This window comes from Synechococcus sp. Minos11 (assembly GCF_014279855.1).
Lineage (GTDB): Bacteria > Cyanobacteriota > Cyanobacteriia > PCC-6307 > Cyanobiaceae > RCC307.
The window spans coordinates 1,994,853-2,013,763 of record NZ_CP047953.1 but is presented as its reverse complement, the minus strand read 5'-3'; the positions used below and the strand labels follow the sequence as shown (position 1 = coordinate 2,013,763).

At 62.5% G+C, this 18,911-nt stretch carries 22 protein-coding genes and 1 pseudogene; 11 read left to right on the top strand and 12 right to left on the bottom strand.

Annotated features, from left to right (window positions below):
- Nucleotides 1–5: 5 nt before the first annotated feature.
- On the bottom strand, nucleotides 6–740 hold the full coding sequence (locus SynMINOS11_RS11380; protein WP_011936673.1) for a response regulator transcription factor: 735 nt from the start codon (nucleotides 738–740) through the stop codon (nucleotides 6–8).
- Nucleotides 741–769: 29 nt separating this feature from the next.
- The gene (locus SynMINOS11_RS11375; protein WP_186548606.1) at nucleotides 770–1,315 is read right to left on the bottom strand and encodes a hypothetical protein; all 546 of its coding nucleotides are present in this window, start codon (nucleotides 1,313–1,315) and stop codon (nucleotides 770–772) included.
- A 3-nt stretch (nucleotides 1,316–1,318) separates the two neighbouring features.
- Here SynMINOS11_RS11375 and SynMINOS11_RS11370 point away from each other — a divergent pair, with 3 nt between their 5' ends.
- Nucleotides 1,319–2,485, top strand: coding sequence for a cysteine desulfurase family protein (locus tag SynMINOS11_RS11370; protein WP_186548604.1), 1,167 nt, complete (start codon nucleotides 1,319–1,321; stop codon nucleotides 2,483–2,485).
- Here SynMINOS11_RS11370 and rsmH read toward each other — a convergent pair.
- Nucleotides 2,457–3,356 carry a 16S rRNA (cytosine(1402)-N(4))-methyltransferase RsmH gene (gene rsmH, locus SynMINOS11_RS11365; RefSeq protein WP_186548602.1) on the bottom strand — a complete coding sequence of 300 codons (900 nt, stop codon included), beginning with the start codon at nucleotides 3,354–3,356 and terminating at the stop codon, nucleotides 2,457–2,459. The two genes, SynMINOS11_RS11370 and rsmH, sit on opposite strands and share 29 nt — an antisense overlap.
- 62 nt (nucleotides 3,357–3,418) lie before the next feature.
- Between rsmH and SynMINOS11_RS11360 the strand changes: the two genes are divergently transcribed.
- A complete protein-coding gene (locus tag SynMINOS11_RS11360; protein WP_011936669.1) occupies nucleotides 3,419–4,603 on the top strand; it encodes an NAD(P)H-quinone oxidoreductase subunit H in 1,185 nt (394 codons plus the stop codon).
- Nucleotides 4,600–5,031, top strand: coding sequence for an acyl-CoA thioesterase (locus SynMINOS11_RS11355; RefSeq protein ID WP_186550864.1), 432 nt, complete (start codon nucleotides 4,600–4,602; stop codon nucleotides 5,029–5,031). Before SynMINOS11_RS11360 ends, SynMINOS11_RS11355 begins: the two co-directional genes overlap by 4 nt.
- On the opposite strand, the gene SynMINOS11_RS11350 is transcribed toward SynMINOS11_RS11355, so the two are convergent.
- From SynMINOS11_RS11350 to menA, 3 genes are read right to left on the bottom strand one after another with little or no spacing between them, the layout of a single operon-like run.
- Nucleotides 5,022–6,146: an AMP-binding protein gene (locus tag SynMINOS11_RS11350; RefSeq protein WP_186548600.1), complete on the bottom strand. Its 1,125-nt coding sequence runs from the start codon at nucleotides 6,144–6,146 to the stop codon at nucleotides 5,022–5,024. The two genes, SynMINOS11_RS11355 and SynMINOS11_RS11350, sit on opposite strands and share 10 nt — an antisense overlap.
- Nucleotides 6,143–7,099 (bottom strand): o-succinylbenzoate synthase, encoded by a 957-nt coding sequence (menC, locus tag SynMINOS11_RS11345; RefSeq protein WP_186548598.1) that lies wholly within the window; start codon nucleotides 7,097–7,099, stop codon nucleotides 6,143–6,145. The genes SynMINOS11_RS11350 and menC overlap by 4 nt, the downstream gene beginning before the upstream one ends.
- Nucleotides 7,099–8,034 (bottom strand): 2-carboxy-1,4-naphthoquinone phytyltransferase, encoded by a 936-nt coding sequence (gene menA / locus SynMINOS11_RS11340; protein WP_186548596.1) that lies wholly within the window; start codon nucleotides 8,032–8,034, stop codon nucleotides 7,099–7,101. Before menA ends, menC begins: the two co-directional genes overlap by 1 nt.
- 61 nt (nucleotides 8,035–8,095) lie before the next feature.
- On the opposite strand from menA, the gene SynMINOS11_RS11335 reads away from it, so the two are divergent.
- A complete protein-coding gene (locus tag SynMINOS11_RS11335) occupies nucleotides 8,096–9,478 on the top strand; it encodes an isochorismate synthase (protein ID WP_186550862.1) in 1,383 nt (460 codons plus the stop codon).
- On the opposite strand, the gene gshB is transcribed toward SynMINOS11_RS11335, so the two are convergent.
- Both gshB and grxC read right to left on the bottom strand, forming a co-directional pair.
- Nucleotides 9,450–10,373: a glutathione synthase gene (gene gshB, locus SynMINOS11_RS11330; RefSeq protein ID WP_011936663.1), complete on the bottom strand. Its 924-nt coding sequence runs from the start codon at nucleotides 10,371–10,373 to the stop codon at nucleotides 9,450–9,452. The two genes, SynMINOS11_RS11335 and gshB, sit on opposite strands and share 29 nt — an antisense overlap.
- Nucleotides 10,374–10,391: 18 nt before the next feature.
- Complete coding sequence (gene grxC / locus SynMINOS11_RS11325; protein ID WP_011936662.1) at nucleotides 10,392–10,649, bottom strand: glutaredoxin 3; 258 nt, start codon at nucleotides 10,647–10,649, stop codon at nucleotides 10,392–10,394.
- A 64-nt stretch (nucleotides 10,650–10,713) separates the two neighbouring features.
- On the opposite strand from grxC, the gene prfB reads away from it, so the two are divergent.
- The 7 genes from prfB to SynMINOS11_RS11290 all read left to right on the top strand — a co-directional run bounded on the left by prfB (nucleotide 10,714) and on the right by SynMINOS11_RS11290 (nucleotide 14,583).
- A protein-coding gene (gene prfB, locus SynMINOS11_RS11320; RefSeq protein WP_186548594.1) for a peptide chain release factor 2 occupies nucleotides 10,714–11,839 on the top strand; the annotation gives its coding sequence in 2 pieces (ribosomal slippage) (nucleotides 10,714–10,788 and nucleotides 10,790–11,839; 1,125 coding nt in all).
- On the top strand, nucleotides 11,836–12,012 hold the full coding sequence (locus SynMINOS11_RS11315; protein ID WP_011936660.1) for a DUF3285 domain-containing protein: 177 nt from the start codon (nucleotides 11,836–11,838) through the stop codon (nucleotides 12,010–12,012). The genes prfB and SynMINOS11_RS11315 overlap by 4 nt, the downstream gene beginning before the upstream one ends.
- Entirely contained in the window at nucleotides 12,009–12,491 is a 483-nt protein-coding gene (gene ybeY / locus SynMINOS11_RS11310) for an rRNA maturation RNase YbeY (protein ID WP_186548592.1), read from the top strand. The genes SynMINOS11_RS11315 and ybeY overlap by 4 nt, the downstream gene beginning before the upstream one ends.
- Before the next feature lie 53 nt (nucleotides 12,492–12,544).
- Complete coding sequence (locus SynMINOS11_RS11305) at nucleotides 12,545–13,015, top strand: diacylglycerol kinase family protein (RefSeq protein WP_011936658.1); 471 nt, start codon at nucleotides 12,545–12,547, stop codon at nucleotides 13,013–13,015.
- Complete coding sequence (locus SynMINOS11_RS11300) at nucleotides 13,015–13,608, top strand: anthranilate synthase component II (RefSeq protein ID WP_186548590.1); 594 nt, start codon at nucleotides 13,015–13,017, stop codon at nucleotides 13,606–13,608. Before SynMINOS11_RS11305 ends, SynMINOS11_RS11300 begins: the two co-directional genes overlap by 1 nt.
- Before the next feature lie 48 nt (nucleotides 13,609–13,656).
- Nucleotides 13,657–14,376, top strand: a complete 720-nt coding sequence (locus SynMINOS11_RS11295) for an MBL fold metallo-hydrolase (RefSeq protein WP_186548588.1) — start codon at nucleotides 13,657–13,659, stop codon at nucleotides 14,374–14,376.
- Between the two features lie 27 nt (nucleotides 14,377–14,403).
- Nucleotides 14,404–14,583, top strand: coding sequence for a hypothetical protein (locus tag SynMINOS11_RS11290; RefSeq protein ID WP_186548586.1), 180 nt, complete (start codon nucleotides 14,404–14,406; stop codon nucleotides 14,581–14,583).
- Here SynMINOS11_RS11290 and SynMINOS11_RS13035 read toward each other — a convergent pair.
- The 4 genes and pseudogenes from SynMINOS11_RS13035 to argS all read right to left on the bottom strand — a co-directional run.
- Nucleotides 14,506–14,718, bottom strand: a pseudogene (locus SynMINOS11_RS13035) (histidinol-phosphate aminotransferase); the annotation flags it as partial. The gene SynMINOS11_RS11290 and the pseudogene SynMINOS11_RS13035 sit on opposite strands and share 78 nt — an antisense overlap.
- A gap of 37 nt (nucleotides 14,719–14,755) precedes the next feature.
- Nucleotides 14,756–15,736, bottom strand: a complete 981-nt coding sequence (locus SynMINOS11_RS11285) for a hypothetical protein (protein ID WP_186548584.1) — start codon at nucleotides 15,734–15,736, stop codon at nucleotides 14,756–14,758.
- Between the two features lie 260 nt (nucleotides 15,737–15,996).
- Nucleotides 15,997–17,106 carry a pyridoxal phosphate-dependent aminotransferase gene (locus tag SynMINOS11_RS11280; RefSeq protein ID WP_186548582.1) on the bottom strand — a complete coding sequence of 370 codons (1,110 nt, stop codon included), beginning with the start codon at nucleotides 17,104–17,106 and terminating at the stop codon, nucleotides 15,997–15,999.
- On the bottom strand, nucleotides 17,106–18,878 hold the full coding sequence (gene argS / locus SynMINOS11_RS11275) for an arginine--tRNA ligase (RefSeq protein WP_186548580.1): 1,773 nt from the start codon (nucleotides 18,876–18,878) through the stop codon (nucleotides 17,106–17,108). Before argS ends, SynMINOS11_RS11280 begins: the two co-directional genes overlap by 1 nt.
- Nucleotides 18,879–18,911 lie beyond the last annotated feature (33 nt).

The window sequence follows — 18,911 nt, the reverse complement described above, 5'->3', positions numbered from 1 at the left end:
CGCAGCTAGTGCACCAAGCCGTGCTCAAGGGCGTAGCGCACCAGCTCCGTGCGGCTCGCGGTGCCGGTCTTGGCAAACAAACGGCTCACATACTTTTCGACATTGCGGATCGATGTCTCCAGCTGGCGGGCGATTTCCTTATTCATCAGTCCTTCTGCCACCAGCTGCAGCACGCTGGCTTCCCGCGGCGTGAAGGAATGCTCCACGCTTTGGCCTGCGGCCTTGCCGGCACCGCCTTGAAGCATCGTGCGAATTTCACCGATTTGTTTGGCCATTTGGCCCAGGTCGGTATCGGCATAGCGGGCCGCTTCTTTGAGCAGGCGCTCCTGGCGCTGCACGACGTTCCGAACCCGCGCCACCAATTCATCGGGGTCAAATGGCTTGGGGATGTAGTCGTCCACCCCTGCCCGAAAGCCGGCGATGCGGTCGGCCGTCATGCCCTTGGCGGTGAGGAAGATCACCGGGGTTCCGCCCAGACGTTCGTCTTCGCGCAGCAACTTGAGCAGCCCAAAACCATCCACCCGCGGCATCATCACGTCGCTGAGCACAACGTCAGGCACTTCGCTCTGAGCCTTCTCCCAGCCCTCTTCGCCATCGGCGGCGGTGCTGACGATGAAGCCTTCATCTTCGAAGTAGGCCTGCACAGCTGTGCGCAGGCCGGGCTCGTCATCCACCAGCAACACCCGCGGCGGGGCATTCAGCAGTTCTTCGGCGTGGTCCTTCTCCTGAGAGCCATCCATGGGCAGAGATCTCACGCAGCGCCTGGACTTTATCGAGGGCGTCCAGGCAAGACATGCTGACGTTCGATCAGCAGCCCGCTGAAACCCAGCTCTTGGGCGATCGCTTGCAGGGTGTTCGGGTCGTTGCCGGTCTGCTCAGGCACGCAGGCAGCCCACCAGATCAGATGGGATTCCTCGTTGTGGGGCCCAACGGCTCCACCAGGGTTGAGCTCCAGCATCAGCATCTGGTCGCCACGGCCGGTGATCCGCATCGGCGCGGTGGTGTCGCAGCGGATGGTTTCGTTGGCGACCTTGACGTCATTGGCGCGCTCACGCCAAATCTTGATGCGCTTGCCATCAGGGATGTCCTCGGCGTCGCGAATGGCATAGATGCCCACCACTTCTTCGCCGTAGGGAACGGCGCGCTGGCTGAGGATCTTCAGGCCAGGGGGGCGGTAGTTGGCTGGGTTTTGTTGCCTGGTTTCAAACACAAAGCCCTGAGCCAGTGCCGCACTCGAGCTCAACAGACCGGCAAGTGCTGCCAGCAGCCAGGCGGGGCGCACCATCACTGAAATCCAGCGGAGTCCCGCCAGCATGGGATGGTTTGCGTTGGATGGGGAGCATCCGTGGCCGCTGCGCCGATCTACCTCGACCATCAGGCCACCACGCCCTGTGATCCGGCGGTGGTGGAGGCCATGGCGCCCTTATGGAGTGATGGCTTTGCCAATCCTTCCAGCCGCAGCCACCGTCCTGGCCTAGAGGCCGCAGCCCAGCTGACCCTCGCCCGTGAGCGTCTGGCCCGTTGCTTGGCGGTTCCTGCCGACGCGGTGGTGTTCACCAGCGGGGCCACCGAAGCCAACAACCTGGCCATCAAGGGTCTGTGTGAGGCGCGGCTCACGCGGGGGCGGCACATCGTCACGGTGGCCACCGAGCACCGGGCGGTGCTCGACCCATGCCGCTACCTGCAAAGCCTCGGCTTTGAGCTCACGGTGCTGCCGGTGCAGCCCGATGGTTTGCTCGATCTCCATGCCCTGGCGGCTGCCCTAAGGCCTGACACGGTGCTGGTGAGCGTGATGGCTGCCAACAACGAGATCGGCGTGCTGCAGCCAATCGCCGACATTTCTGCCCTGTGCCGGCCTCAGGGAATCGCGGTGCATGTCGATGGCGCCCAGCTGGTGGGCCATCAACGGGTTGAGCCCCTGGCCTTGGGCATTGATCTGCTCAGCCTCAGCGGCCATAAGTTCTATGGCCCCAAGGGCGTTGGCGCTCTGCTGGTGGCACCTGGTGTGGAGCTCAAGCCCCAGCTCCATGGCGGTGGCCAGGAGGGGGGGCTGCGCAGCGGCAGTGTTCCGCTGCCGTTGGCCGTTGGGCTGGCCGAAGCCCTGGAGCGTGCGCTTGCCGATGCCCCCCAGCGCGCCGAGCGGCTTGCGGGCTTGCGCGATCGCCTCTGGCAGGGGCTGCAACCCCTAGAGGGAGTCGTGCTCAACGGCTGCTTGGATCAGCGCTTGGCCCACAACCTCAACGTCAGCGTTGAAGGGGTCGATGGCGCGCGGCTGCACAGCGCCCTGCGGCGCCGGTTGGCGCTCAGTGGCGGTTCAGCCTGCAGCAGCTCCAGCGGTAAGCCTTCCCATGTTTTGCTCGCCTTGGGCCGCAGCCGGCAGCAGGCCGCAGCGTCGGTTCGGTTTGGTTTGGGGCGCGCCAACACGGCCGAGCAGATGGATCAGGCCCTGGCTTGGTTCACTGAGCAGGTTCAAGCTCTGCGCTGAGGCGCTGGGCGACGCGCAACTTGGCGGAGCGGGCCCGGGGGTTGGCCTCGGCTTCCTGCTCTGAGGCGATCAAGGGCTTGCGGCTGATCACCCGCAGACGCTCATCAGCCTTAAAGCGGTTTTTGACCAGCCGATCCTCGAGCGAGTGAAAGCTGATCACGGCGATCCGCCCACCGGGCTCGAGCCAGTTAGGAGCGTCGTTGAGCAGGGTTTCCAGCACCCCCAGCTCATCGTTCACCGCAATCCGTAAGGCCTGGAAGCTGCGGGTGGCGGCATGGATGCGGCCATGGCGTTGCTTGGGCGGGTAGCAGCCGGCGATCGCATAGGCCAGCGCTGCGGTACCCCGTTCCCCGTCATCCCAGGGGCCTTCAGTTTTGAGCCGGCGCGCAATCCGCCTCGAAAGTCGCTCCTCGCCGTAGTGAAACAGCAGATCGGCTAGGGCGTTTTCCTCCAGGCGGTCGATCAGCGCTGCGGCAGTTTCTCCGTCGCCTTCGGTGTTCATGCGCATGTCCAGAGGGCCATCGGCGCGGAAGCTGAAGCCGCGCTCGGGCACATCGAGCTGATGGCTGCTGACGCCCAGATCAGCCAGCACCGCCACCACCGGTTGATTTGGGGTGTAGGCCGCAAAGTTGCTGGCCACCAGCTGCACCCGCTCGCCAAAACGCTCCAGCTGTTGGGCCGCTGCCGCGCGGGCGGCGGGGTCTTGATCCAGGCCGATCAGCTGCCAGCCGGGGTGGGCATCCAGCAGCAGGCTGCTGTGTCCGCCGCCGCCCACGGTGGCATCGAGCAGCACGCCTTCATCGGGCAATTCGGCTAGTGCTTCCAGCAACTGTTGCGGCAGCACCGGCTGGTGATGAAAGGAACTGCTCAAGTCCGCAAGGGGATGGCACAGGGTCCTTCCTAGGATCAGCGCAGCTTCGGCCCCCGGCCCCCATGACGCAGCTGGAAACGCGCACCGAGCCGATGGTGCTCAACTTCGGGCCCCATCACCCCTCAATGCACGGGGTGTTGCGTCTGGTGGTGACCCTCGATGGGGAAGACGTGGTGGATTGCGAACCGGTGATTGGTTATCTCCACCGGGGCATGGAGAAGATCGCCGAGAACCGCACGAATGTGATGTTCGTGCCGTATGTCAGCCGCTGGGATTACGCCGCTGGCATGTTCAATGAAGCCATCACGGTGAATGCACCGGAGCGGCTGGCTGATGTGAAAGTTCCGCGCCGCGCCAGCTACATCCGCGTGATGATGCTGGAGCTCAACCGCATCGCCAATCACCTGCTGTGGCTTGGCCCATTCCTGGCAGATGTAGGCGCTCAAACGCCGTTCTTCTACATCTTCCGTGAGCGGGAGATGATTTACGACCTCTGGGAAGCGGCCACCGGTCAGCGGATGGTCAACAACAACTATTTCCGCATTGGTGGAGTCGCCGCGGATCTTCCCTATGGCTGGTTGGAGAAGTTAGACGACTTCTGCAACTGGTTTGGACCCAAGATCGATGAATACGAAAAGCTGATCACCAACAACCCCATCTTCCGCCGGCGAATTGAGGGTCTTGGCACGATCACCCGCGAGCAGGCCATCAACTGGAGTTTGTCGGGTCCGATGCTGAGGGCCTCAGGCGTGGCCTGGGATCTGCGCAAGGTTGACCATTACGAGTGCTACGACGATTTCGATTGGGAGGTGGCCACGGCCCAAGAGGGCTGCTGCTTCGCCCGCTACCGCGTGCGTTTGCAGGAGATGCGCGAATCGCTGAAGATTTTGCGTCAGGCCGCTCAGCAGATTCCTGGCGGGCCCACTGAAAACCTGGAAGCCAAGCGTCAGCTAGAAGGCAAAGACAGTGAGTTCTATGGCTTCGATTATCAAATCGTTGCCAAGAAAGTTGCGCCCACTTTCAAGATCCCTAATGGGCAGCTCTACACCCGCGTGGAATCCGGTAAAGGTGAGCTTGGCGTGTTCCTGATGGGCAACAACGACGTCACCCCGTGGCGCTGGAAGATTCGCGCCGCTGATTTCAACAATCTGCAGATCCTTCCTCACCTCTTAAAGGGGGTGAAGGTGGCCGACATCATGGCGATCCTCGGTTCGATCGACGTGATCATGGGTTCCGTCGACCGCTGAACTCCAGCGACTGGCTAGTGCTGTGCCGCAGCGTGCGTTTCGGTGAAACGGATGCAGCTGGTGTGCTGCATTTTCAGCAGCTGCTGCGCTGGTGCCATGAGGCCTATGAAGAGAGCCTCGAGCGTTTTGGCCTCGAGCCGGCAACGCTGTTTCCCACCCCCGGCCAGCAGCTCGATCTGTTGCTGCCCATCACCCACTGCAGCGCTGATTTTTTGGCGCCTTTGATCTGCGGTGATCCGCTGGCCATTGCGCTGACCCCTCAATGGTTGGATCCCACTGCCTTTGAGGTGGCCTACAGCTTTTCCTCCGCAGGGCGTCCCGTCGCCCGCGGGCTGACGCGGCATCAGTGCATTGCCGCCGCTGATCGCCGCCGTGCACCCCTGCCTGATGGAGTGCAGCGTTGGCTTCAAGCCTCAGTTCAGACCTGAGCCCAAGCCCGCCAGCGCTGGCGCTCCCACTTGCCCTGGGGGTTGGGCGCCAGCTCAGGGCACAGCTGCCATTGCTTGGGCCGTTGCGCTGGCGGCAGGCCGGCGCTGCGCTGCCGCAGCTGTGCCATCACCTCATCACCATTGGCGCCTGGTGACGGTTTGACCAGGCCAATGAGCCGTTGGCCCCATTGCGGATCCGGTAGGCCCACCACCAGCAGCGCGTCCAGCCCGGGCAGGCCGGCCAAGGCCGCTTCAATTTGCTCTGGAAACACCGTGGCCCCGCCGCTGTTGAGGGCGCCATCGAGCCGCCCGAGCAGTTCCAGGCCTGCTGGCCCGAGGCGGCCTGCATCACCGCTGTGCCACCAGCCGCCGGCATCAGCGAAGGGCTGCACCTGCTCTCCCTTCAGCCAGCCGGGGCTCAGCCGCCTGGTTTTCACCTCTATGGCGCCGCTGGTTGGCTCGAGCTGCAGCTCCACATCGCTCAAGGGTTCACCGCAACTGTTGTGCCCTGCCAGAAATTGGGCTGGATCTGCGGCGCAGACCATCGCGGCTGTTTCGGTGCTGCCGTAACAGGGGCTCAGCGGCAGCTGCAGCTGACGGGCTTGATCAGCCAGCTCGGTGCTGAGGGGGCCGCCGCCGATCCAAAGCAGCCGGAATTGCTGGAGCCAGCTGCGGCCTGAGGGATCGCCCAGGAGCCGCTGCAACTGCGTGGGCACCAGCGAGATCACCGCATCGCGGCCGCCGCGGGTGAGGTTGCCGTGTTGCTCCAGCAGCGCGCCAGGAGATTTCATCAGTTCAGGCGCAATGGCCACCAGCGGTGCTTGCCACTGCCGCGCCCTGATCTGGGGCATCAGTCCCCCCATGTGATGGCTGGGCAGCGGGTTCACCAGCCGCACGCTGCTGGGATCAACCCCAATGGCTTGCAACCAGTCCGCGCAGCTGCTGGCCGACTGCTCGAGGTTCTCCCAGCTCTGCAGGCACCACTTGCGCCCGCCGCTGCTGCCGCCGCTGCCGATCACCACGCCGCTGCCTTCTGGCCACCGTTGGCAGCAGGCCATCGCATCGCGGCCCGCTTGCTCTTCCAGCGCAATGGCCCGTAGCTCCCAGCCGTTCATGAGCCGGCGGCCTCCCACACCTGCTGGGGGATCGTGCTGGCGAGATCGCCAGAAGCACCCCAGCCCGGGGCCAGTCCAGCGGCGCATGGTGTGGGGCCGCGGCTGGCCAGAGCCGCCATGTGGGCCACCGCCCGGGCTCCTATGCCGCTCTCCAAGGCACTGCTCACCATCTGCTTGGCGGCCCCTTGTTTGAGCTGCAGCAGCTTGGGCCGGGGATCACCCTCGAGAGCTGGTTTGTGCACCAGCCAGCCGCTCCACCCAGGGGGGAGGCCGCTGGGATGCCGGAGCGATTCATCGAGGGCCACCGGCAGCCGGCGACCCAGGGCTAGCAAGCCGGCATGGTCGCTGGGTGGCAAGGGCTGCTCCAGCCATTGCAGCTTGCCCTCGTGCTGCAAACGCATGGCCCACCGCCCCGCGGTGGCACGGTCCCAGCTGCCATTGGCATCAAGGCGGAGCTGGGCGCCGCTGGGAAGTTGCTCCAAAAGTTGCTCCAGCAGCTGCAGTTCGGTGTCTGGATCCAGCACCCCCACCTTCCACTTGGCTGCGAACTCCGCTGGCTGGCCTGTGGCTCGCTGGAGCGCGCTCTGCAGTGCTGCGATGGCCTCATCGCCAGCTGGCAGCAACACTGCTGACGCCGGAGCCGGCAGCCATTGCCCGCCTTGGAGCCCTTCCAGCTCGGCGAGGGCCAGTCCGATGGCAAAGGCCGCAGGTCCAGGCAGTGCCCTGAGTGCTTGCTCGAGGTGCTCGGTGCTGCACTCAGAAGGCAATGCCGCGAGTGCATCGGCGCACTGGGCGTGCTCAGCCGGCAAGGGTGCGGCTTCTCCCCAACCCACAGAACCGCTGCCTGGGTCCTCGAGCCGCAGCAGCCAGCCGCGCCGCTCGCTCCAGGGCCCGCAGGCGGTGATCAAAGGCGGCTGCAGCGCCCACCGGTATGGGCGCCAGCGCAGTTGCATCAACGTCCCAGCCAAGGTGCAATGCCCAGGCCGATGGCGAGCCCGAGGCCGCTGAGGGCTTGAAAGCGCAAGGCCAAAAACTTGCTGCCGCTTATCCGCTCCGGCTGGTGGTGATGCTCCCGCAGCAGCCGAATCAGCTGCGCTGCAGCGGGCAACCCGATCACGCTCAGCAGCGCGGTGGAGGGCCACTGGCGCTCCAGCACCGGCAGCCATTGCAGGGCCAAGCTTGCCGCCACAAGCCAGGGCACCACGGCCGCGGCTTTGGCCGTGCCCAGCTTCACCACCGGAGAGCGTTTGCCGTGGGCAGCGTCCTCCTCGACCTGATGAAAGTGGGAGCAGAACAACACCAAGGTGGTGGCCAGCGCCGGGCCGGCGCCCAGGCTCAGCGCCACCTGCCAAGGCACAGCAGCCGGCAGGCTCGTTGGTGGCTGCAGCGCCATCAGCGCAGCGGCCGTGGCGAAGGGGCCAAAGGCCAGCCAGCACAGCGGTTCGCCGAGGCCGCGGTAGCCCAAACGAAAGGGTGGGCCTTGGTAGAGGTATCCCAGGCCGCAGCAGATCAGCACTAGCAGCAGCACCACCGGTTGGCTGCGCAGGGCCACCAGGGCCATCAGCAGCAATCCGCCAGCGAGCAGGCTGTGAGCAATCCAAGCAATGCGATCGCGGCGGCCGGTCAGGGCCACCAAGGAATGGGGTTTGCCGAGGGTGTCGACACCGGTGTCGTCATCAAACACGTCGTTGCTGAGGTTTTCCCACCCCAGCAGCAGCACCGCTGCGAGCAGAAACAGGCCGAGCTGGCCCCAGCGAGGGTCTAACCCCTGACTTTGAAGCCAGCCACTGGCCAAAAGCGCTGGCATCACTGCCACGGAGTACATCGGCCATTTGATGGCCGCCTTCCAGAGCGCGTAACGGCTTGCGACGACCTGGGGCTCAGCCATGGCTGCCCGCCACTACGGGCCACGAGAGACCCATACATTTGAGCAGTCCCCCGGTTGTGTGGTGCACCAGGCCCCCCGCTTCACCGACTTGCTCAGCCAGGCTGCCGCCCATGGGCAGTCCCTGGAGGATGGTGCTGTGCTCAGCCTGGCGCTGCCCTTGGCGCCACTGGACCCACTGCAGGCGCTGCCGCAGTTGCCAGGGGGTGATCGCTTCCGGGCGTTGTGGGATAGCCAGCCTGGCCTCTGCTTTGCGGCTACGGGTGTCTCTCAGCAGCTGGAGCTCAGTGGTCCGCGCCGCTTTGAGCTGGCGCAGCGCTTCTGTCAGTTGAGCCTCTCGCGCCTGCAGGACGGCGCGCCTGAGGCTCCGGCGTTGGCCCGCCCGCGTGTGCTGCTCGGGTTTTCGTTTTTTGATGCGCCGCTGCTCGAGGCATCTGAGCCCCTGCCTGGGGTGCGGGCGGTGCTGCCGCGCTGGCAGCTCAGCCGTCAGGGCCGGCAGTGCTGGTTGCGCTTGTCGCGCAGCCTCGGCGGTGAGATCACCCCGCGCTTGGTGGCCGAAGAGCTGTGGGAGCAGGCGCGTGCGCTTCAGCAGGCTGAGCCGTCTGCGCCAGCACCAGCGTTTCCCCGCTTGCTGAGCCGTAGCCCTTGGCATGGGGCCTACCGCCAGGCCATGGATCAGGCCCTGCATCTGGTGGGCGACAACCAGCTACGCAAATTGGTGCTGGCGGTGCGTCAGCAGCTGCAGCTTGAGGCGCCTCTGGATCCCCAGTTGCTGCTCAAGGGCTTGCGCCAACGCCATCGCGGCAGCTGCCGCTTCCTCTGGGGGCTGGCCGATGGCGGCGATCTGGTGGGGGCCTCCCCAGAGCGGTTGTTGGCGGTGCGCCAGGGGCAGCTCCGTTGTGATGCCCTGGCTGGCACGGCGTCGCAGCATCAGCCGCCCGAGCAGTTGCTGCAATCCAGCAAGGATCGCCATGAGCATGAGCTGGTGGTGGAAGCGATCACAGCCGTGCTGCAACAGCAGGGGCTGGTGCCCCGCCAGCCGCGTCATCCCCGCTTGGCCAGCCATGGCCCCCTGCATCACCTGCACACCCCGATCACAGCATCGTTAGCCGGCCAAGACCCTCTGGCGTTGGCAGCGGCGTTGCATCCCACCCCGGCGGTCGCTGGCTTGCCCCGCCGCGAAGCGATGGCCTGGTTGCGGCAGCTCGAGCCCTTTGAGCGGGGCGCCTATGCCGCTCCGATTGGCTGGATCGACAGCGCCGGTGATGCGGAGCTGCGGGTGGCGATTCGTAGCGGCGTGCTGCGGGGCTCGCGGCTTGAGCTCACCGCAGGAGCTGGTTTGGTCAAGGGCTCGGTGCCTGAGCGGGAATTGCAGGAGGTGGCCCTCAAGCTTGAGGTGCTGCAGCAGCAGCTCACCGTCAGCCCTGCAGTAAACGCTGCTGGGTGAGATCAGCCAGGGGAATCTTCCCGAGCTGCTCCACTTCGCGGATGCCGGTGGGGCTGGTGACATTGATCTCGCTGAGGTGACCAGCGATCACATCGATGCCGACAAAGAACAGTCCGGCCTCAATTAAGGCGGGCCGCAACACATCGCAGATCTGCCGCTCGCGGGGGCTGAGGTCGGTGGCTTCCGGTTGGCCGCCCACAGCCAGGTTGCTGCGGAATTCACCCGCCTTCGGTTTGCGGTTGACGGCGCCCAGCGGCTCGCCGTTCACCAGCAAGATGCGCTTATCGCCCTCACTGACCTGGGGCAAAAACGCCTGGATCATCACTGGCAGTTGCTGCTGCTGCGTGACCAGCTCCAGCAGGGCTCCTAGCCCTGGAGCCTCGCCACTGGAGCGGATTACCCCCTGACCAGCGCGCCCACCGAGGGGCTTGAGCACCACCTCTCCATGGGTGGCGGCAAATTGACGCAACAGCTCCACATCGCTGGCCACCAGGGTGGGGGCCATCAGCTCTGGGAACTGCAGCGCCCCCAGCTTTTCGTTCCAGGCCCGCAGGCTGGCCGGGCGGTTGAGCACCTGCACGCCCTGGCGCTCCGCCAGCTCAAGCAAGTGGGTGGCATATAGGTAGGCCTCATCCACCGGTGGGTCTTTGCGCATCCACACCTGCTGGAACTGGCTGAGGGGCTGCCAGCGGGCTTCCCCTGCGCTGTACCAAGGCTCGGCAGTGATCGGCGCGGCCAGCACGCGGGGGCCGCCTTCCCCGGCTGCCAGATCGCTGGGTTGAGCAGCCCAGATCTCTTCGCCGGCGCGCTGTCCGGCCTGCATCAGCGCAACGCTGCTGTCTTTTTCAGGGCGCAGGCGCCCAATCGGATCAATCAGAAAGAGTTGGCGCCCCACGCTGATCTGGCTCCGTGATCAGGCCAGCAGGCCATCCAGTTGGCCGCTGCGTTCAAGGGCATAGAGGTCATCGCAGCCACCCACGTGTTGCCCGTTGATGAACACCTGGGGAACGCTGCGACGTCCGCCTGTTTTGGTCGCCATCTGGTCGCGGGCCGCCTCATCGCCATCGATGGCGTGATCGGTGTAGCTCACCCCTTTGCGGCTCAAGAGGTCCTTGGCCCGGATGCAGAACGGGCAGGCCCGCCAGGTGTAGATCTCGACGCTGGCGGCCATCCGATTGATCTTGGTTGGATGGATCTTACGGGTGGCTACGGTCAAACGATCAAGTCCTTTCGCTGTGCTGGATCTCACCGACTTCAAGCGCGATCTCTCCGAGCTCACTGACCGCCTGGGCCAAGCCCAGGACTGTCTTTGACGTCCCTGCACTGACAGCACGGCAGCAGGATCTCGAGCAACTCGCGGCCCAGCCTGATTTCTGGGATGACCAGAACAATGCCCGCAAGCAGATGCGGCAGTTGGATGACGTCAAAGCCCAGCTCGAGCAGCTCCGGACTTGGCGCGCCAGCGTTGATGACGCTGCCGCCACCCTGGAGCTCTACGACCTCGAGCCCGATGACGCGCTCTTGCAAGAAGCCAATGGCGGCTTGCAGGAGTTGCGCCTGGCGCTCGATCGCTGGGAGCTGGAGCGGCTCCTGAGTGGCACCTACGACCAAGAAGGTGCGGTGATCTCCATCAATGCCGGTGCCGGTGGCACCGATGCCCAGGACTGGGCCTTGATGTTGATGCGCATGTACACCCGCTGGGCGGAAGACCGCGGCATGAAGGTGACCGTGGACGAGCTTTCAGAAGGGGAAGAAGCCGGCATCAAGAGCTGCACCATCGAGGTGGAGGGCCGCTACGCCTATGGCTACCTGCGCAACGAGAAGGGCACCCACCGTTTGGTGCGCATCTCACCGTTCAACGCCAATGACAAGCGTCAAACCAGCTTTGCCGGTGTTGAGGTGATGCCCAAGCTCGAGGAGGAGGTCGATCTCGAGATCCCCGATAAGGACTTGGAGGTCACCACAAGCCGTTCAGGCGGTGCCGGTGGTCAGAACGTCAACAAGGTGGAGACCGCCGTGCGGATTTTGCACATCCCGACCGGCTTGGCGGTGCGCTGCACCCAGGAGCGCTCGCAGCTGCAGAACAAAGAAAAAGCCATGGCACTGCTCAAATCCAAATTGCTGGTGATTGCCCAGGAACAGCGTGCTGCTGAGATCGCCGACATCCGCGGCGACATCGTTGAGGCGGCCTGGGGGAATCAGATCCGCAATTACGTGTTTCACCCGTACCAGATGGTCAAAGATCTGCGCACCAATGAAGAGACCACCGATGTGCAGGGGGTGATGGATGGCGATCTCGACCCCTTCATCCAGTCGCTTTTGCGCCAGGGTGTGGACGCTGTTTCCGACGAGGCCGCATGAGCGACTCCCCTGCACCGGCTGAGGCCAAGCCGAGTTTCGTCAAGCTGGCGATGCGCAACATGGTGCGCAAAGGTCGCCAGAGCCTGTTCCACTTCGGCCTGACCGCCGTTGGTTTCACCGGTGTATTGCTGTTGCTGGCCTGGTTTGGTCGCCCCTCTGTGCCAGGGGCGTGAACCCCTTGGCGGCGATCGAGCTGGATCTGGCCTACTTGGGTCCTGACCCGCTGGGGGAAGACCGCTGGGTTGAGTTGCTGAGTAGCTGGTTGGCGCAACTCCAGGCCGAATTACCCAGCCCTTTAAAAGCCGATGCCTACAGCCTGGGCCTGCAGTTCTGCGATGACGCTGCAATCGCTGAGCTCAACGGTCAATGGCGTCAGCAACCCAAGCCCACCGACGTGCTCTCGTTTGCGGCCCAAGAAGATGCCCCTGAGCCCCTGGAGGGCCTGCCCATTGAGTTGGGCGACATCGTGATTTCCATTCCCACCGCTGAGCGCCAAGCCCCGGAGCACGGCCATTCGCTGCAGCAGGAATTGCTGTTTTTGGCCAGCCATGGGCTGCTGCATTTGCTCGGCTGGGACCACCCCGATGAGGCCTCCTTGGCCGCCATGCTCAGCCGGCAGGGCGCCTTGGTGCAGGGTGCTGCGGCCCACTGATTGGCGGTAAGGTGCCGGAATCCTTCTTCATGGGAGCCTCAGGGCTCCAGCGGATGGCGCCTCTGGTGACCTCAGAGCTCGATTCCAGTGAATCCACTCCCGTCGGTTTCCCGGTGGACGGCCGCGCCCGTCGCCTGCGGGTTGGAGCTTGGCAGGTGGCCCGTGATCTGCCGGCCAGCTTCCGCTATGCGGCCCAGGGGCTGGTCTATGCCTTTGCGAGCCAGCGCAATTTCCGCATCCATGTCGTCACCGGGGTGGTGGTCTTCGCCCTGGGGCTGTGGTTACAGCTCTCTGTCGATCGCTTGGCGGTGCTGGTACTCACCGTCGCGGCGGTGTTGGTGCTGGAGCTGCTGAACACGGCCACCGAAGCGGTGGTGGATTTGTCGGTGGGCCGGCGGTTTCACCCCTTGGCCCGCATTGCCAAAGACTGCGCGGCGGCGGCGGTGCTGGTGGCGGCACTCTCGTCGTTGATGATCGCCCTGCTGTTGCTGCTGCCGCCGCTGATGGCGCGCTTGGGAAGCTGATGCTGCTGGTCCTCGATAACTACGACAGCTTCACCTTCAACTTGGTGCAGTACTTAGGCGAGTTGGCCGCTGATCACCCCTTGGCGGCCAGCTTGCGGGTGGAGCGCAATGACGCCCTGAACATCGAGCAGATCAAAGAGATCAACCCCGCGGCTGTGTTGATCTCACCTGGACCAGGAACACCCGCTGATTCCGGCGTTTGCCGTGAGGTGATCCGCGAGTTGGGCCCAAAGGTCCCCACCCTGGGCGTCTGCCTCGGCCACCAAGCCATTGCCGAAGTCTTTGGCGGGAAGGTGGTGCGTGCACCTGAGTTGATGCATGGCAAAACCTCGCCGGTGCATCATGCCGGAGCTGGTGTGTTTGCCGGGCTGCCCGATCCCTTCACAGCCACCCGCTATCACTCGCTGATCGCTGAACGGGAGTCGCTGCCGGATTGCCTGGAGATCACCGCCTGGTTGGAGAGCGGCATGGTGATGGGGCTGCGGCACCGTGATCACCCCCATCTCCAGGGCGTGCAATTCCACCCCGAGAGTGTGCTCACGCAGCACGGCCATGCCCTTTTGGCCAATTTCCTCACCAGTGCCTCGGCCTGAGTTCGGCTGGGTTTCACTGCTAGGTTCCCGGCTCTGATCTGGCCCCCCATGCTGCGTTCTTCTCTGCTGCCTTTGGCTGCGGCGACGGCTGCATTTGTCCTGCCGGCTGCGGCGTTGGCTGATGGGGTCACGATCACCAGCTATGGCCATAGCGCCCTGTTGATCAATGGTGGTGGCGCCAGCGTCTTGGTGAACCCGTTCAAAGCGGTGGCTTGCGCGGCAGGGCTGAAGGAGCCTCGGATCAAGGCCGATGTGGTCTTGGCCAGCAGCCTGCTGCTCGATGAGGGTGCGCCTGTGGCCCAAGGCCGTTTCCTGGCCAGCCCGGGCGGCTACAGCATCAAAGGTCTGCGCTTTGAAGGCTTTGCGGCTCCCCACGACCGCCTGGGTGGCCGCCGTTTTGGCAATGGCGTGATTTGGCGCTGGCAGCAAGGTGGCTTGGACTTCGCCCACCTCGGCGGCACCGCCGCAACTTTGCAACCGGAAGACAAGGTTTTGCTGGGTCGCCCCGATGTGTTGATCCTCGGCGTTGGTGGTGGCGCCAAGGTCTACGACGGTGTGGAAGCAGCTGACGTGGTGAAGCAGCTCAACCCCAAAGTGGTGATCCCTGTGCAATACGTCCGTAGCGGCGAACCCCCTGCCGAGTGCGATCAGACCAGCGCGAAGGATTTTCTGGAGGCTCTCCCGGGTGTGCCGTCCAAGCCGGTGGGTCGTGTGCTGAAGCTGACACCGCCTCTGGGCGATACAACCCGAATCGACCTCATGCCATGACAATGCGGCTCCTTCGCAGGGGCTGTCATGGGAACGATTTGGCATCAACGTCGAGCAATCGGCCTCTGCCTTGCCCTGCAAGGGGTGCTGACCTTGGCCTGTGTGGGCCTGATCGGCACCGATGCGCGTTCAGCTCAGCCCCTGTTGCGCGCTGAAAGCTTTCCAGAACCGCTTCATTTGTTTGGTGGTTCCGATGCTCACCCGTAGGGACCCATCGATCAGGGGTTTGCCCGCCATCGAACGCACCAGGATTTCTTCCTGCCGCAGCGCAGCCTCACAGCTGGCGGCCCCTTGGCTTGGCCAAATCAGTAGGTAGTTGCCGCCGGCGCTGTGATGGTGAACTTGACGCTTATGTGTTCCGTGGAGCGTCTGTTTGTTTTTAAGGCTTCAGAAGAATTGGGCCTGAGATTTCGGGAATGCCATACCGCTTGCGGAGCTCAACGACGGGTTGTTCGGCAACATCCCAGAATTCCCAGTCTTCGAAGAGGTTGATGTTGCAGCTCACACCCCGCTCGTAACTGGTAAGGACTTCTTCTGGCTCAAAATTTCCAGTCTTGGGTGGGACAATGTCACCAACAGTCGTGAACTTCTTGCCTAGATGAAAATCTAAAATGACTTCAAGGAGTTGTTCAAACCCCATGTCTTCGTCTGAGAGCATTCCAGCTTGAAATCCTGAGACGTCCATTTCTCCTCGAAAATCCGTGTTACAACCAGATAAGATGTGACAGCAATCGTGAGTTAATAATAGGTCGGGTGTGCATTTCTTTTCGCCAGGAAGTGGCCACTTGCGATCTCGATACCAGTGGTAAACAGAGTGCCCCAGGCTATCCACGGGGTATCGCTCAAGCCCTTGAAACTTTGAAGCAAGAATGGGGTCACCAGTTGCCTCATGGATGATTTTGATTACAGCCTTCAGGGCTTTTGGAGCTGTATCAATGCCAAGGACTTGCTCGACTCCACGTCGACCATAGTCAATCAATAGGATATTCATTTTGTTGTCTCGAACTCTATGCAAGTCCTTTAATGTATTGGAGTTGAAATCCAATGCGGCTGCGAATGAATCCACGAGCTGAATCATTGCTGGATCGACTTTCATGTCGATATATGGAAGAAGGATTAATATCTGTAGTAATTGCTCGCGTTTATCGGAATTTGTTATCGTCAAAGCGCATGCATCAGGTTTGACCCCCTGCAAGCTTGAGAGGTCAATACTTGTTTTTAAGATATGGCTCTGAACAGCGCTTATCATCTCGCCGCTGATTGATTCAAGTTTCTCGGAGTCGCCAACGGTTGCTACTTCAAGCATTGCTCCTAAGAAGCTCATGGCTTCTTGGTTCGTCCAGGAAAGCTGAGCAGCCACGAAAAGAACCAGAAAATTAGTATTCTGCATGCTTTGCTCTAATGCGCTGTAGCCAATGCATCTAAAAATATAATCTAAGTGCAATGTATTAACTATTAGTCTCAGTCTGCGCGATCTCTAGTTGTTCTTTGGCTGTGCAATTAAGTGAAAGCTTGTTGTTTTAGAAATAGCTGCATTTTGCAGGGAAAATATTGTCAGGTGTGTTTATATGATATTTTTGATGGCGTTGATTAAGCTGATATAGTGTAAATTTCTAAATATTACTCTGCTTGCTGAGTTCTGTTATTCACTCCGCTTTGTTTGAATACTTTCCAGAACTCCTTCATTTGACCTTTGGTGCCAATGCTCACTCGCAGGGATCCATCGATTAGTGCCTTGCCTGTCATTGACCGCACCAATATCCCCTCATTGCGTAGTGCTACTTCGCATGCTGAAGTGTCAGAGCTCGGCCAGATCAGCAGATAATTTCCTCCATCACAATGATGTTTGACGCCAGCTTTTTTGAGCTTCTCAACCAACCAGCTCTTAGCGGCTAAGACCTCTTGGACATAGCTGTTGACATAGCCCTGATCCTCTAAGGCTGCCCTGCCAGCGACCACTGCAAAGCTGTTGATGTCGTAGGGGCCAGTAACACGGCTGATCCTGTCCACCACAGCTGCATAACCCACGGCAATGCCAAGCCGTAATCCAGCAATTCCAGCTGTTTTCGATAAAGAGCGCAACACCACCAGGTTTGGGGTCTCGGAGAAGTCAGCGATCGGCAGAACGCTGTCTCCTGTAAAGGCCTCATACAGCTCATCAACGACCACCAGCGTTCCTGGAGCGGTGGCAGCCAGACGGACGATGGCCTCGGCATCCAGCCTGGTGCCCGTTGGGTTGTTGGGATTGCAGAGCAGCAGCAGCCGTGGGTTGAGTTGCGCTAGGGCCCGTTGGGTGGCCTGCAGCGGGAAGCGGAAGTCCTCGCCTTCATAAGGAATGGCGTTGACCACCATTCCTTGCATGCGAGCACAAGGCTGGTAATACCCAAAGGTGGGGCTGGTGGTGAGCATCACATCGCCGGGGTTGCCATAGGCCTGGCAGATGGCATGCAGGGCCGCGTCAACGCCGTTGAACAGCCCGATCTGGTCGCACGGCAGTCCGCCGAGGGACTGACTGAAGGCCTCGCGTAGGCCGTCGTATTCGGGGTAGATCGCGTAGTGCTCGGCTGGAATGCTGCGGATCGCCTCCACCACCTTGGGGCTCGGGCCGACGCTGTTTTCGTTGAAGTCCAGGCGCAGCATGCCCCGGCGTCCCTCCAGTGGGGCGCTGTAGCTCTGCAGTTGCTCCACCTCGCTGCGGGCCGGGGGGAACTGTGGGCGTGGATCCGGCATCACATCCGCTCCAGGCTGGGAATGCCCAGCAGGCTTAGCCCCAGCTTGAGGGTGTCAGCCGCTAAACGGCAGAGGGCCAGCCTCGAGCTGCGCATCGGTTCATCAGCCTTCAACACAGGCACCTGGTCGTAGAAGCGGTTGAAGCTCTGGCTCAGTTCAAACAGATAGGTGCAGAGCCTGTTCGGCAACAAATCACTCTCCACTTCGCTGATCACCGCATCGAGTTGCAGCAGTTGGCGAATCAAGGCCCATTCCTGTGGCTCTTCAAACACCAACCGCTCGGGCAGCTCGCCATCGAGGGCGCCCCCCTTGCGGGCGATGCCGCTGATGCGCACCACGGCATAGAGCAGGTAGGGAGCTGTGTTGCCGGTTAAGGCCAGCATCCGCTCAAAGCTGAACTGGTAGTTGGTGATCCGGTTGGTGCTCAGATCGGCGTATTTCACCGCCGCCAAGCCAACGGTGGTTGCCACTTGATCGATGAAGCTCTCGCTTTCCTGGCGCTCTTCTTCTTCCAGCCGCCGGCGCAGATCAGCCTGGGCCCGCTCAACGGCTTCATCCAGCAGATCTTTGAGCCGCACGGTGTCGCCGGCGCGGGTCTTGAGCTTTTTGCCGTCGTCCCCTTGCACCAAGCCGAAGGGCACGTGCTCCAGGCTGGCCGCCGCTGGCACCCAGCCCGCCCGCTTGGCCACTTGGAACACCCCAGCGAAGTGCGAGGCCTGGCCAGCATCGGTGACGTAAATCACGCGTCCTGCGCCATCGCCGGCGGAACCCAAGCGGTAGCGAATCGCCGCCAGATCGGTGGTGGCGTAGTTGAAGCCTCCATCGCTTTTTTGCACGATCAAAGGCAGGGGTTTGCCTTCTTTGCCCACCACGCCTTCTAAAAACACGCAGCCCGCTCCCTCGTCGGTCACCAGCAAGCCGCTGGAGCGCAGGTCATCGACAACCGCCGCTAGCTGTGGGTTGTAGAACGACTCCCCCCGCTCGTTGAGGCGAATGTCGAGCCGGTCGTAGATCTTCTGGAATTCCCGCCGCGATTGGTCGCAGAGCAGGCCCCAAGCCTTCAGTGAAGTGGCATCGCCACCTTGCAATTTGACGACTTCTTCGCGGGAGGTGGTTTGGAACGCTCCGTCGTCGTCAAAGCGCTTTTTGGCTTCCCGGTAGAAGGCCACCAGATCGCCCAGATCGATGGCATCAGCGGTGTTGAGCGCATCGGGGGCCACCTGCTTGAGGTGGGTGATCAACATGCCGAACTGGGTCCCCCAGTCACCGACATGGTTGAGCCGCAGCACCTGGTGGCCGCGGAATTCCAGAACGCGGGCCAGGCAGTCGCCAATGATCGTGGAGCGCAGATGCCCCACATGCATTTCCTTGGCGATGTTGGGGCTGGAGAAATCAACAATGACCGGCGCTTCGGCCTGCTCAACCGCGGCAACGCCCAGGCGCTGATCGCCGATGCGTTGGCGCACTTCAGCGGCCAGCACCGAGGGTTTCAAGGTGATGTTGATGAACCCCGGTCCGGCGATTTGTGGTGCTTCTGCCAGGGCTGAAAACTCTGGGTTGTTTTGCAGCTGTTCAACGATGGCTGCGGCGATCTGCCGCGGGGCCTGCTTGAGCGGCTTGGCCAAGGCGAGGGCGCCGTTGGCTTGGAAATCACCAAATTCCGGCTTGCTGGCTGGGCCCAGGGCTGGATTCAGCTCGCCGTCGGCCTCAGGAAACGCCTGCTGCATGGCTGCGCGCAGCTGGGCCTCCAGGGTTTGGGCAATGCGCAGCATGAACAGGGACCGCAGCAGCGGTGGACACAGCCT

What these genes read in the sequence shown, in the direction of transcription:
- SynMINOS11_RS11380 (WP_011936673.1), bottom strand. Translation starts at nt 740, where the DNA reads ATGGATGGCTCTCAGGAGAAGGACCACGCCGAAGAACTGCTGAATGCC.
- SynMINOS11_RS11375 (WP_186548606.1), bottom strand. Translation starts at nt 1,315, where the DNA reads ATGCTGGCGGGACTCCGCTGGATTTCAGTGATGGTGCGCCCCGCCTGG.
- SynMINOS11_RS11370 (WP_186548604.1), top strand. Translation starts at nt 1,319, where the DNA reads ATGGTTTGCGTTGGATGGGGAGCATCCGTGGCCGCTGCGCCGATCTAC.
- SynMINOS11_RS11360 (WP_011936669.1), top strand. Translation starts at nt 3,419, where the DNA reads ATGACGCAGCTGGAAACGCGCACCGAGCCGATGGTGCTCAACTTCGGG.
- SynMINOS11_RS11350 (WP_186548600.1), bottom strand. Translation starts at nt 6,146, where the DNA reads ATGAACGGCTGGGAGCTACGGGCCATTGCGCTGGAAGAGCAAGCGGGC.
- menC (WP_186548598.1), bottom strand. Translation starts at nt 7,099, where the DNA reads ATGCAACTGCGCTGGCGCCCATACCGGTGGGCGCTGCAGCCGCCTTTG.
- menA (WP_186548596.1), bottom strand. Translation starts at nt 8,034, where the DNA reads ATGGCTGAGCCCCAGGTCGTCGCAAGCCGTTACGCGCTCTGGAAGGCG.
- grxC (WP_011936662.1), bottom strand. Translation starts at nt 10,649, where the DNA reads ATGGCCGCCAGCGTCGAGATCTACACCTGGCGGGCCTGCCCGTTCTGC.
- SynMINOS11_RS11315 (WP_011936660.1), top strand. Translation starts at nt 11,836, where the DNA reads ATGAGCGACTCCCCTGCACCGGCTGAGGCCAAGCCGAGTTTCGTCAAG.
- SynMINOS11_RS11305 (WP_011936658.1), top strand. Translation starts at nt 12,545, where the DNA reads ATGGCGCCTCTGGTGACCTCAGAGCTCGATTCCAGTGAATCCACTCCC.
- SynMINOS11_RS11300 (WP_186548590.1), top strand. Translation starts at nt 13,015, where the DNA reads ATGCTGCTGGTCCTCGATAACTACGACAGCTTCACCTTCAACTTGGTG.
- SynMINOS11_RS11295 (WP_186548588.1), top strand. Translation starts at nt 13,657, where the DNA reads ATGCTGCGTTCTTCTCTGCTGCCTTTGGCTGCGGCGACGGCTGCATTT.
- SynMINOS11_RS11290 (WP_186548586.1), top strand. Translation starts at nt 14,404, where the DNA reads ATGGGAACGATTTGGCATCAACGTCGAGCAATCGGCCTCTGCCTTGCC.
- SynMINOS11_RS11280 (WP_186548582.1), bottom strand. Translation starts at nt 17,106, where the DNA reads ATGCCGGATCCACGCCCACAGTTCCCCCCGGCCCGCAGCGAGGTGGAG.
- argS (WP_186548580.1), bottom strand. Translation starts at nt 18,878, where the DNA reads ATGCTGCGCATTGCCCAAACCCTGGAGGCCCAGCTGCGCGCAGCCATG.